Raw genomic sequence first — 11,564 nt, forward strand, 5'->3', positions numbered from 1 at the left:
ACCAATCACGCACCGTACGCTGACAGACCGCCTAGGCTGGGGGTGATCTCGGAAGGGGTGGTGTGAGTCGTGGGGCTCGCTGAGTCCTTGCTCACGTGGCTGCACGGCTTCGTGGGTGCGAGTGTCTGCCCCGGTGACTGGGTGTGGACCACCACGGCGCTCGGTGCGGTGCTCGGGTTGTTCCCGACGATCGGGGCGCTGCTGTCCATCGCGGTGCGCCGGGTGGTCGGCAACTCCTACGGACCCGTGACCGGTGCCATCTTCACCGTGCTCGGCGTCGCCAGCTGTCTGGTGCTGCCGTGGCTCGTCATGCGCGGCACCGTGCAGGGGCTGTCCGGACGGGATGTCCCCGGATCGGCGTCGCTGGACCAGGACACCTGCTTCGGGACGTTCTCACAGGGCAGCTACCTGGTCGACGGTGCGCCGTCGATCATCGGCGTGATCCAGCGGCCGACGGAGCAGCCCCTGTTCCTGGCGGCCGCGGGCATCACCGCTGCGCTCGCGTTGCTGTGCCTGCTGTTCGTCATGCTGCAGTCCGGTTCGGCGTTCCGGCTCGGGCCGAACTGGCCGCGCCGAGTGTTCTGGCCGATGTTCCTGGTACTGCTGGTGACGACGTCGGCATTCCCCGTGACCCTCGTCGGCCATGTGCTTCTCGGGTTTCTGCCGATTGCGATAATCGGCTCACTCGTCGTGCGGATTTTCGGGTTGACTACCGCCATGCTGAACCGCCCCGGCCGCGACCGGTCCCAGGACCGGAACTCGCAGAACTCGCCGCCACCGCAGCCGGTGGCGCGCAAGCCCCAGCCCCAGAACAACCAGCTCCCGGCTGGTCAGCCGCAGAAGAAGGCGGCGACCAAGCCGATCACGGCCGCGCAGCACCAGCCGCCGCCGCAGAACCCGCCGCCGTACCAGCCGGCGCAGGTGCCGAAGTACCAGCCGGCGCCGATGAACCGGCCGATGCGCCCGGTGACGCAGCCGCAGCACCAGCCGCCGCAGAACCAGCCGCCGCGTCAGTACCCGCCGACCCGCGTCGCCGAGGTCCTGCCGCCGCCGGGTCCGCCGCAACCGTCGAACCCGGCGGTGCTCGCGGACACGCCGGGCCCGCTGCCGTTCGGTCCGGGCGCGGCCAACGCCGAGTCGCCCGCGCCGGTGCAGAAGTCGGGCAAGGTCTGGAACCCCGGCAACGGCCGGTTCCGCCGCGTCCGCCAGCTCGGTTCCGGCGGCTTCGGCACGGTCTGGCTGGCCGTGGACGAGCAGCTCGACCGCACGGTGGCGGTGAAGCTCGCGCACGCCCCGGACAACGACACCGAGGCGCGCATGCTCCGTGAGGCCCGCGCCCTGGCCGCGGTCCGGCACCCGAACTGCGTGCGGGTCTTCGACATCGTCCAGGACCCGGACGGCCTCGCCCTGGTCATGGAGTACATCGAGGGCGCCTCGCTGTCCGAGACGGTCCTGAAGAACGGCCTGATCGACGACAAGCTCGCCGCCCGCCTCTGGCTGAACATGGCCGACGCGCTCGCGGCGGCCCACGACCGAGGCGTGCTGCACCGCGACGTGAAGCCGTCCAACGTGATCGTCGACAACCAGGGCACCGCGCACCTGATCGACTTCGGCATCGCCCGCTCCAAGGGCGACAGCACCCTCACCGCCACCGGCATGATGGTCGGCACCCCGGACTTCCTGGCCCCGGAAACGGCCCGCGGCGAAACCGCGTCCCCGGCGTCGGACTCCTGGCAGCTGGCCGCCACGGTCTCCTACGCCCTGACCGGCCACCCGCCGCGCGGCTCCCGCGAGAACCCGATCTCCTCGCTGATGGCCGCGGCCCAGGGCGAACCGATCACCAAGCTGCCGCAGAACAGCAAGCACGCGAGGCTCCTGCTCGCGGCGATGGACCCCGAACCGGGCCGCCGCCCGTCGCTGGCCCAGGTGCGCGGGCAGCTGTCGCAGTTCCTCGACCAGCAGGGCATGAGCAAGGAAGGCCCGGTCACCAAGATGATCAGCAAGCCGACGCCGCCGCCCACGCGGCACATGCCGATGTAGGCGAACCGGGTGAATGCCTGATCCCGAAGGGTCCTGTTCGAACTTGATGGCCGCGAGCTCGTTCTTGGCGCCTTGGCACGGTGCCGGTCGACGCTTAGGCGAACCGGGTGAACGTTGGACCGGTCCGTAACGGTAGTTCACCGTTCACCGACCTAAGCCGTGGTCCACCCGCGAAGCCTCGGCACCCTCACGGGATGCCACGCGAGAGTGGTGAGGCGGTTTCCGCCGATCGTCTCACCACTCACCTTCGGGCGTTCGGCCGCAACCTCTTGCGCAGCAGCAGGAACACACCGGCCGCGCCCGCGACGACGAGTCCGGCGATCCACACGGGCAAGGGCTTTCCCGAAGGCTCGGAAGGCGCCACCGCGGCGGCCGGGGCGGGGGAAGCGGAGACCGCCAGTGGCGGTGCGATCTCCTGCCACGGGGACGGGCCGTCCACCGTTCCCTGCACCATCTGCGGGTCCACCGGCTTCACCAGCAACGTGCCCGGCACGGTCAGCGTGCCCAGCGGGTGTTCCGGGAACATGCCTTGCACGCCTAACACCTCGTACGTGCCGGCGGGCAGGGAGAACGTCACGGCGTAGTGCGCGGGTTCGCCCAGTGCCACGCCGACGAAGTCGCGGTAGCCGGCCCCGGACTTGAAACGCAGGCCGGTCTTGCCCAGGTCGCCGGAGAACGGGTGGGTGCCGTGCTGCAGCACCCAGTAGCCGACCGTGTGGGTCACGGAGGGCTGGATCGACGGCACCGGGTCGACGTACGTGACCGCCCAGCCGCCCGCGAGCGCACTCGGTGCGCTGATCAGCAGGAAAGCGCATAACAAGGCGAGAATCCTCATGGCGCGAATACACCGGGAACCAAGATGAGGTTCCCGGTGTAGAGAGGGCATCACGGACGAAGCGGTGGCACGGGCGATCGCAGGCGACCAGGCGGCCTATGGCGAGCTGGTCGCCCGGTACACCGCGCTCGCGCACCGGACGGCGTACCTGCTCGGGGCCGGTGCGGACGCCGGTGACGTGGTGCAGGAGGCGTTCGTGAAGGCGTACCGGAAGCTCCACACGTTCAAGCCCGAGGCCGATTTCAAGCCGTGGTTGCTCAAGATCGTCGCAAACGAGACCAAGAACCTGCACCGCGGCAGACGGCGGCGCAACCTGATGGAGCTCAGGCTCGCCGCCATCACCGAGACCGTCGACCACGACGACCCCGGCACGCTCGTGGACGACTCCCGCGCCAAGCTCCTGCACGCCGTCCAGAGCCTGAACGAAACCGATCGCCAGGTCGTCACGTGCCGGTACCTGCTGGACCTGAGCGAGGCCGAGACCGCGCAGACCCTCAACGTGGCCAAGGGAACCGTGAAGTCGAGGCTGTCGCGCGCGTTGGCGAAGCTGCGCCCGATGCTGGAGGAGGTGGCCCATGACCGATGACCGGGCAGAGGCCGCCCTTCGCGACCTGGGCCGGCAGGTCCACGTGCCGGAACCGCCGGACGTCACCGCCCAGGTGCTGACCAGGATCAACGCGCCCCGGAGGCGAACCCGCTGGCTCCAGGCACTGGTGGCGGCGATCACCGCGGCGGCGATCGCCTTCGCGGTGTCCCCGGCGGTGCGGGCGGGCGTGCAGCAGCTGCTGGAGTTCGCCGGTGTCGAGTTCCGCACGGAGGCGCCGCGGTCCGTCGCCCCTCCGTTGCCCAGCAACGACGTCTCGCTCGACGAGGCACGCGAGCAGATGCCGTTCGAGATCCACCTGCCGGGAGAGCTCGGCACGCCGGACCGGGTCATCGTCCACGAAGGACGGTTCGTCACCCTGCACTACGGCGGCCTGAAGCTCGACCAGTTCGACGGCACCATCAGCTCGACCGTCGGCAAGCTGGTGCACCAGGAGGGCGTCGAGCAGATCGGCGACAAGATCTGGATCCCGTACCCGCACGTGTTCTTCTACATCGACCGCGACGGCGCGTGGCACACCGAGGAACCGAACGGGGCAGGGCAAACCCTGCTCTGGCAACGAGGTCAGGTCACCATGAGGCTCGAAGGCGACCTGACCAAGGAGAAAGCCCTCGAAATCAGCGCCAGCTAGGCAGCCACAGCTGCTGCTGCCACATCTCCGGTGTGATCGGGTTGCCGTTCAGGATCGGCCACAGCCACACGAAGTTCGCCACCACGATGCCCACGTACAGCGCCACGACCAGCAACCCGGTGCCCCGGCGTTCGGAACCCGCGGTGCTCCGGCCCAGGATCTCGCCCAGCGCCAGCACGATCAGCAGCACCAGGAACGGCGCCATCGGCGTGACGTAGAAGAAGTACATCTGCCGGTCGAGGTTCAGGAACCACGGCAGCAGGCCCGCGGCGTAGCCGACCAGGACGCCGGCGTAACGCCAGTCCATGCGGCCGATGGTGCGGAAGATCGCCCAGCCGATGACCGGGAACGCGAGCCACCACATCGCGGGCGTGCCGATGAGCATGATCGCGCCGAGGCACGACGCCGCGCCGCAGCCCGTGACGGAGTTGTCGTAGTAGTAGAGCATCGGACGCAGGCCCATCGGCCACGTCCACGGCTTCGACTCCCACGGGTGCTGGTTGGTCGCCGAGGTGACCAGCTCGACGTGGAACTTGTAGACGTTCTTCGCGTTGTACCAAAGCGCCTGCAGGACGTCCGGGACGTACGCGATGTCCTGCACCTTGCCGCCGACCACGTGCCGGTCGATGCCGGTCTCGCTGGCCATCCACGGGAACCACGTCGCGACGTAGACGAGCACGGGGACCGCGACCAGGCCGCCCAGCGACGGCAGGACGTCCTTCACCAGCGCGCCCAGCCACGGCTCCTCGACGCCCGCGGCACGCCGTGCCAGCGCGCTCCAGATGACCGTCAGCAGACCGAACGCGGCGATGTACCAGATGCCGGACCACTTGATGCCGCACGCCGCACCGAGCATCACGCCCGCGCCGAAGCGCCACCAGCGGAAGCCCATCCACGGACCGAACGCCGAGTTGTTGACGAAGCCCTCGCGCACGGCCACGGCCAGCCGGGCGCGCATCTGTTCGCGGTCGGCGACCAGGCAGCCGAACGCGGCCACGACGAACAACGCGATGAAGATGTCGAGCATGCCCATCCGCGACTGGACGTGCGAGACGCCGTCCGCGATGAGCAGCACGCCGGCCAGCGCGCCCAGCAGGTCCGACCGGGTCAGGCGGCGGGCGATGCGGACGATCAGCAGGATCGTGATCGCGCCGGCGAGCGCCGAGGCGAACCGCCAGCCGATGCCGTCGTAGCCGAAGAGCTCCTGGCCGATCGCCATCAGCTGTTTGGCGAGCGGCGGGTGGACGATCAGCTCGTAGCCGGGGTTGTCCTCGTAGCCACCGTTGCGCAGCACCTGCGCCGTCTGCGGCACGTAATGCTTCTCGTCGAAGATCGGCGTGCCCTTGTCCGTCGGATACCCGACGTTCCAGAAGCGCACGACGGCACCGATCAGCGTCACGACGGCCGTCATGAGCCACCCGCGCATGCGGTCTCCGGACGGAGGCGGGTCTAGTACCGCCGCACGATCCGTAGGCGGCTCCTCGACGACGACGGGCGCCTCTCCTGGCTGCACGAGGACTGTCACGCCGCCGATCGTAGGGTGAAGCTTGTGAGTCCTGTATCCGGTTCAGGCCGTCTCGTCCTGGCAGCCACCCCTCTCGGGGACATCCGCGACGCCTCCGCGCGCCTGATCGAGGCACTCGGGACGGCTGACGTGATCGCCGCCGAGGACACCAGGAGGCTGCACAGCCTCGCTGCCGCGTTGCAGGTCAAACCGTCCGGGCGGGTGATCAGCTTCTACGACCAGAACGAGGTCGGGCGCCTGCCGGGGCTGCTCGAGTCGCTGCGCGACGGCGCGACCGTGCTGCTCGTGACGGACGCCGGAATGCCGTCCGTTTCCGATCCGGGCTACCGGCTCGTCGCCGCGTGCGTTGAGCAGGACCTCACGGTCACGTGCCTGCCGGGGCCGTCCGCGGTGACGACGGCGCTCGCCCTGTCCGGCCTGCCGAGCGACAGGTTCGCGTTCGACGGCTTCCCGCCGCGCAAGTCCGGTGAGCGCAAGCGCTGGTTCGCACCTTTGGCCACCGAACAGCGCACGGTTGTCTTCTTCGAGGCTCCCCACCGGCTCGCGGACACGCTCGCGGACGCCGTCGAGGTGCTCGGTCCTGACCGCCGTGCCGCCGTGTGCCGTGAGCTGACGAAGAAGTACGAAGAGGTCGTGCGCGGCTCACTGGCCGAGCTCGCCGAGTGGGCCGTGGAAGGCGCACGCGGTGAGATCACCGTGGTGCTGGGCCCCGCTCCCGTCGCCGACACGCCGGACCTCGACACGCTCGTCGCCGAGGTCAGGCAGCGCGTCGCCGACGGCGAGCGGATGAAGTCGGCCGCCGCCGAGGTCGCGGAGGCGGCCGGGATCAGTAAGAAGACGCTCTACGACGCGGCGATCAAGTCCTCCTGACCGTGCCGCCGGACTGCACGCGGGGACCTTTCGTGCGCTTGTAGCGCACGAAAGGTCCCCGCGTGCGTCAAGCTGACTCCTTGTTGAACGTGCGGACGCCGTAGAACACGCCGACCAGCACCAGCGCCGCCACCGAGATCAGCCCGTACAGCACCGTGCCGGGGTTGAAGATCGACCGCTCGGCGTCGACGACGTGCGCCAGCGGGTTGATCCGCGACAGCCAGTAGAGCCACCGCGGGCCGTTCGACATCGGCAGCAGCACGCCGGAGAGCAGCATCAACGGCACGATCGTCGCCGACAGCACGGACGCGAAGACGTACTCCAGCTTCACCTTCAGCGCGATCGCGTACGACACCGAGCCGATCGCGATGCCCAGCAACGCCACCAGCCCCAGCCCGAGCAGCATCTGCCCGGCCGTGGCCCGGAAGCCGAACAGCATCGCGGCCAGCATGATCAGCAGGCTCTGCACGACCAGCAGCACCACGTCCTTGCCGACCCTGCCGACGAGCAGCGCGATCCGGCTGACCGGGGTGACCCGCAGCCGTTCCATCACGCCCGTGCGCACCTCGGGCAGCAACGAGAAGCCCGCGTAGGCGGTGCCGAACAACGCCATCTGCACCAGCAGGCCCGGCACGAACCACTGCCAGCCGCCCTCGCCCAGCAACGGCCCGAAGAGCCCGAGGTAGAGCAACGGCTGGGCGATCCCGAACACGACCGCCACGGGGTTGCGCACGACCGGCAGCATCACGCGGCAGAACACGAGCCAGGTGTCACCCAAAAGGTTCCTAGGCGGCATTGGCTTCCTCCCTCAGCGAGCGGCCGGTCATGGTCAGGAACACGTCGTCGAGCGTCGGCCGGTGGACCTGCACCGAGTGCAGCTCCACGCCGATGTTGTCGAGGTCGCGCAGGAGCCCGGGCAACGCGCGGTCGCCGTTCGGGATCCGGAAGCTGACCTGCTCGCCCTCGACGACGGCGTTCTCGAACTTCGAGGCGACGATCGAGGCCTGCGGTGTGCCGAGCACGACGAGGTCGCCGGAGACGCGCTGCTTGAGCTCGTCCGGTGAGCCCTCGCCGACGATCGAGCCGTGGTCGATCACCAGCAGCCGGTCGCTGAGGAAGTCGGCCTCGTCCAGGTAGTGCGTGGTCAGGAAGACCGTGACGCCGTCGGCCTTGAGCTGCCTGATGTGGTCCCACAGGTTGCGGCGGCTCTGCGGGTCGAGTGCCGTGGACGGCTCGTCCAGGAACAGCAGCCGCGGGTCGTGCAGCATGCCCATCGCGATGTCGAGCCGGCGCTGCTGGCCGCCCGACAACGTGATCACGCCACGCTTCTCCAGGCCCTGGAGGTCGAACCGTTCGAGCAGGTCGGCGACCTTCCTGCGGGCGTCATGTCTGGACAGGCCGTAGAAGCGGGCCTGGAACTCCAGCTCGTCGGCGACGCGCTGGTCCTGGCCGGAGCCGTTCTTCTGGCCGACGTAACCGATGTTCTGGCGCACCCCGGCCGGGTCGGTCAGCAGGTCGTGCCCGGCGATGACCGCCTCGCCCGCGGTCGGCTGCAGCAGCGTGGTGAGCATGCGCAACGTCGTGGACTTGCCTGCGCCGTTCGGGCCGAGGAACCCGACGAGCTCGCCCTCGGCAACGTCGACGTCCACCCCTTTGACCGCGTCCACCGGACCGGTCTTCGTGGTGAACCGGCGCGCGAGACCGCGTGCCTTGATCATGACGAAACCCCCTCTAGTCAACTTTGACTAGAGGCTAGCGCGAACTAATCAAGTTTGACTAGTCCGTCAGCTCGTACGCACCGGCCTCTAGGCGTTCGATCAGCTCCTGAGTCCAGCGCACCTGGCCTTCGAGATGGACGAGCCAGAGTCGAAACAGCTCGCTGACGTGTGCGGGCTTGCCCATCTCCGGCATCGACGAGATGCCGTGCCGAGTCGGGGTGAGCTGCCCTTCCAAGCCCGCCAGCCGGTTCTTCAACAGCACGACGGCCTGCTTGCGGGGGACGAGGTTGAGCATCGCGACGCCTGCGGAGACCTCGTCGTTGCCCGCCGCCGGGTCGGCCAGCGCGTGCGCGAGCAGGTCCCGCAGCTCGTGCTCGCCGGCCGGGGTGATCCGGTAGGTCGTGCGGGCGGGGCCCTCGTCGGACTCCTCGGTGCCGACCGGCTCCAGCAGGCCGTCCTTGGCCAGCGACTTCAGCGCGTGGTAGATCGAACCCGGCTGCACGTTCGCCCAGCTGTCCGCCGACCACGACTTCAGCTCGCGGCGCACCACGTAACCGTGCGCCTCGCCGACGAGCCTCACCACGCCGAGCACCAGCATTCTGGTCGCGGACAAACAGACCTCCTACTCGGTGAAAACCCCCTGGCACCGCCTCCGTAGGCTATTGCCATGAGTGCCTCCGTACTGACCGCGGTGGCCTGGCCTTACGCCAATGGCCCCAGGCACATCGGTCACGTCTCCGGTTTCGGTGTCCCGTCCGACGTCTTCTCCCGCTACATGCGAATGTCCGGACACCGGGTGCTCATGGTCAGCGGCACGGACGAGCACGGCACACCCATCCAGGTGCAGGCCGAGAAGGAAGGGCTCACCGCCCGCGAGCTCGCCGACAAGTACAACCGCGTCATCGCCGGTGACCTTCAGGGCCTCGGCCTGTCCTACGACCTCTTCACCCGCACCACCACCGGCAACCACTACCAGGTGGTGCAGGACCTGTTCTCGGCGCTGTGGAAGAACGGCTACGTCGTCCCCAAGACCGAGATGGGCGCCATCAGCCCGTCGACCGGCCGTACGCTGCCCGACCGCTACATCGAGGGCACCTGCCCGATCTGCGGTTACGAGGGCGCGCGCGGCGACCAGTGCGACAACTGCGGCAACCAGCTCGACCCGTCGGAACTGGTCAACCCGCGTTCGAAGATCAACGGCGAGACGCCGAAGTTCGTCGAGACCGAGCACCTGTTCCTCGACCTGTCCGCGTTCATCGACTCGCTGAGTAGCTGGATGGGCACGCGGTCGGACTGGCGTCCGAACGTGCTCAAGTTCTCGCAGAACCTGATCAAGGACCTGCGGCCGCGCGCCATCACCCGCGACCTCGACTGGGGTGTGCCGATCCCGCTCGACGGGTGGAGCGACCAGCCGATGAAGCGGTTCTACGTGTGGTTCGACGCCGTCATCGGGTACCTGAGCGCGTCCGTCGAGTGGGCGCGGCGCACCGGGAACCCCGACGCCTGGAAGGAGTTCTGGACGGGTGACGCCCAGGGCTATTACTTCATGGGCAAGGACAACATCGTCTTCCACTCGCTCATCTGGCCGTCGCTGCTGCTCGGGCAGAACGGCGCGGGCGACAAGGGCGGCGAGCCCGGCCGGTTCGGCACGCTGAACCTGCCGACCGAGGTCGTGTCGTCGGAGTACCTGACGATGAGCGGCTCGAAGTTCTCGACGTCGCGCGGCACCGTGATCTACGTCGGGGACTTCCTGAAGGAGTTCGGGCCGGACGCGCTGCGGTACTTCATCTCCGTCGCGGGTCCCGAGAACCAGGACACCGACTTCACCTGGGAGGAGTTCGTCCGCCGGACGAACTTCGAGCTGGCGAACGAGTGGGGCAACCTGGTCAACCGCTCGATCTCGATGGCGCACAAGAACGTCGGCGCGATCCCGAAGGCCACGGCGCTGACCCCCGCCGACCACGAGCTGCTCGCGCAGTCCAAGGCGGCGTTCGACACGGTCGGCGCGCACCTGCGCCGTTCGCGGTTCAAGCAGGCCTCCGGCGAGGCCATGCGCGTGATCTCGCTGGCGAACAAGTACCTGTCCGACCAGGAGCCGTGGAAGCTCAAGGACGACCTGGACCGTCGCGACTCGGTGCTGCACACGGCGCTGCAGGTCGTGCAGGACGCGAACACGCTGATGACGCCGTTCTTGCCGCACTCGGCGCAGAAGATCCACGAGGCGTTGGGTGGCACGGGCGTGTGGGCCGCGCAGCCGGAGATGACCGAGGTCGACGACCTGGACATCCCCGACCGTTCGTACCCGGTGCTGACCGGTGACTACGCCGGTGAGCAGGCCAAGTGGGAGTCCACGCCGCTCGAGGTCGGCCGGCCGCTGCAGAAGCCGTCGCCGCTGTTCACGAAGCTGGACTCGAAGCTGGGCGAGGTCGGGCCCGAGTGGGCTCCGATCGTGACCGAGTAGTGGCGGACGAGCGGGAACGACCGCCGGTGCCGGAAGCTCTTCCGGCACCGGTGATCGACGCCCACACCCACCTCGACGCGTGCGGTGCCGTCGATGCCGCCGACGTGGCGGTCCTGCTCGATCGGGCGGAGGCCGCCGGCGTCTCGCACGTGATCACCGTGGCGGACGACCTGAAGGCCGCGCAGTGGGCCGCCGAAGCGTCCACTTGGGACTCCAGGGTCTACGCCGCGGTCGCCGTGCACCCGACGCGCACCTCTTCGTTCGGTGACGAGGAGAAGGCCGAACTGGAGCGGCTGGCCGTTCTGCCCCGCGTGGTCGCGATCGGCGAGACCGGTCTGGACTACTACTGGGACTACTCGCCGCCGGCCGCCCAGCACGAGGCTTTCCGTTGGCACATCGACCTTTCCAAGCGCGTCGGGAAGCCGTTGATGATCCACGACAGGGACGCGCACGAGGACATCCTCAAGATCCTCGACTCCGAGGGCGCACCGTCCACTGTGGTCTTCCACTGCTTCTCCGGCGACGCGGACTTCGCCCGGCGGTGCGTCGACGCGGGGTACGTGCTGTCGTTCGCGGGCCCGGTGACGTTCAAGAACGCCCGTGCGCTGCGGGAAGCGGCGGCGCTCGTGCCGCAGGACCAGCTCCTGGTCGAGACGGACGCGCCGTTCCTGACGCCCCATCCCTATCGTGGGCGCCCAAATGAACCTTATTGTGTGAATTACACAGTTCGCGATCTCGCTACGTTGCGTGGCGAAGATCTTTCTGAACTCTGCGTCGCCGTCACCCGTACTGCTCAACGAGTGTTCGGGCTTGACCACTGAAATGCGACTTAGGGCGAACGGAGCAAAGGGTTCCTACCTCCATGGGGTGACTGAGGTCA

Annotated in this window: 11 protein-coding genes; 6 read left to right on the plus strand and 5 right to left on the minus strand. The window is 68.6% G+C overall.

Annotation, left to right across the window (positions count from 1 at the left end; genetic code table 11):
* Positions 1-69: 69 nt before the first annotated feature.
* The gene (locus LX88_RS08750) at positions 70-2,040 is read left to right on the plus strand and encodes a serine/threonine-protein kinase (RefSeq protein ID WP_258947239.1); all 1,971 of its coding nucleotides are present in this window, start codon (positions 70-72) and stop codon (positions 2,038-2,040) included.
* Between the two features lie 241 nt (positions 2,041-2,281).
* Here the strand turns inward: LX88_RS08750 and LX88_RS08755 are convergent, their stop codons facing one another.
* Entirely contained in the window at positions 2,282-2,875 is a 594-nt protein-coding gene (locus LX88_RS08755) for a hypothetical protein (protein WP_258947240.1), read from the minus strand.
* Positions 2,876-2,939: 64 nt separating this feature from the next.
* On the opposite strand from LX88_RS08755, the gene LX88_RS08760 reads away from it, so the two are divergent.
* Both LX88_RS08760 and LX88_RS08765 read left to right on the plus strand, forming a co-directional pair.
* Entirely contained in the window at positions 2,940-3,461 is a 522-nt protein-coding gene (locus LX88_RS08760) for an RNA polymerase sigma factor (protein ID WP_258947241.1), read from the plus strand.
* Complete coding sequence (locus LX88_RS08765) at positions 3,451-4,110, plus strand: hypothetical protein (RefSeq protein ID WP_258947242.1); 660 nt, start codon at positions 3,451-3,453, stop codon at positions 4,108-4,110. Before LX88_RS08760 ends, LX88_RS08765 begins: the two co-directional genes overlap by 11 nt.
* On the opposite strand, the gene LX88_RS08770 is transcribed toward LX88_RS08765, so the two are convergent.
* Complete coding sequence (locus LX88_RS08770; protein ID WP_258947243.1) at positions 4,097-5,635, minus strand: dolichyl-phosphate-mannose--protein mannosyltransferase; 1,539 nt, start codon at positions 5,633-5,635, stop codon at positions 4,097-4,099. The genes LX88_RS08765 and LX88_RS08770 overlap by 14 nt on opposite strands.
* Before the next feature lie 24 nt (positions 5,636-5,659).
* On the opposite strand from LX88_RS08770, the gene rsmI reads away from it, so the two are divergent.
* Positions 5,660-6,505 (plus strand): 16S rRNA (cytidine(1402)-2'-O)-methyltransferase, encoded by an 846-nt coding sequence (gene rsmI, locus LX88_RS08775; RefSeq protein ID WP_090065491.1) that lies wholly within the window; start codon positions 5,660-5,662, stop codon positions 6,503-6,505.
* A 67-nt stretch (positions 6,506-6,572) separates the two neighbouring features.
* On the opposite strand, the gene LX88_RS08780 is transcribed toward rsmI, so the two are convergent.
* The 3 genes from LX88_RS08780 to LX88_RS08790 are packed head-to-tail and all read right to left on the minus strand — an operon-like array spanning position 6,573 to position 8,836.
* Complete coding sequence (locus LX88_RS08780) at positions 6,573-7,301, minus strand: ABC transporter permease (RefSeq protein WP_258947244.1); 729 nt, start codon at positions 7,299-7,301, stop codon at positions 6,573-6,575.
* A complete protein-coding gene (locus tag LX88_RS08785) occupies positions 7,291-8,223 on the minus strand; it encodes an ATP-binding cassette domain-containing protein (protein ID WP_258947245.1) in 933 nt (310 codons plus the stop codon). Before LX88_RS08785 ends, LX88_RS08780 begins: the two co-directional genes overlap by 11 nt.
* Before the next feature lie 58 nt (positions 8,224-8,281).
* Positions 8,282-8,836, minus strand: a complete 555-nt coding sequence (locus LX88_RS08790; protein ID WP_258947246.1) for a PadR family transcriptional regulator — start codon at positions 8,834-8,836, stop codon at positions 8,282-8,284.
* Between the two features lie 54 nt (positions 8,837-8,890).
* On the opposite strand from LX88_RS08790, the gene metG reads away from it, so the two are divergent.
* Entirely contained in the window at positions 8,891-10,684 is a 1,794-nt protein-coding gene (gene metG, locus LX88_RS08795) for a methionine--tRNA ligase (RefSeq protein WP_258947247.1), read from the plus strand.
* The gene (locus LX88_RS08800; protein WP_258947248.1) at positions 10,660-11,505 is read left to right on the plus strand and encodes a TatD family hydrolase; all 846 of its coding nucleotides are present in this window, start codon (positions 10,660-10,662) and stop codon (positions 11,503-11,505) included. Before metG ends, LX88_RS08800 begins: the two co-directional genes overlap by 25 nt.
* Positions 11,506-11,564 lie beyond the last annotated feature (59 nt).

Source organism: Lentzea californiensis, assembly GCF_024648825.1.
GTDB classification, from domain to species: domain Bacteria; phylum Actinomycetota; class Actinomycetes; order Mycobacteriales; family Pseudonocardiaceae; genus Lentzea; species Lentzea californiensis.

Coding starts and splice junctions, on each gene's coding strand:
- LX88_RS08755 (WP_258947240.1), bottom strand. CDS start 2,875: ATGAGGATTCTCGCCTTGTTATGCGCTTTCCTGCTGATCAGCGCACCG.
- LX88_RS08765 (WP_258947242.1), top strand. CDS start 3,451: ATGACCGATGACCGGGCAGAGGCCGCCCTTCGCGACCTGGGCCGGCAG.
- LX88_RS08780 (WP_258947244.1), bottom strand. CDS start 7,301: ATGCCGCCTAGGAACCTTTTGGGTGACACCTGGCTCGTGTTCTGCCGC.
- LX88_RS08785 (WP_258947245.1), bottom strand. CDS start 8,223: ATGATCAAGGCACGCGGTCTCGCGCGCCGGTTCACCACGAAGACCGGT.
- metG (WP_258947247.1), top strand. CDS start 8,891: ATGAGTGCCTCCGTACTGACCGCGGTGGCCTGGCCTTACGCCAATGGC.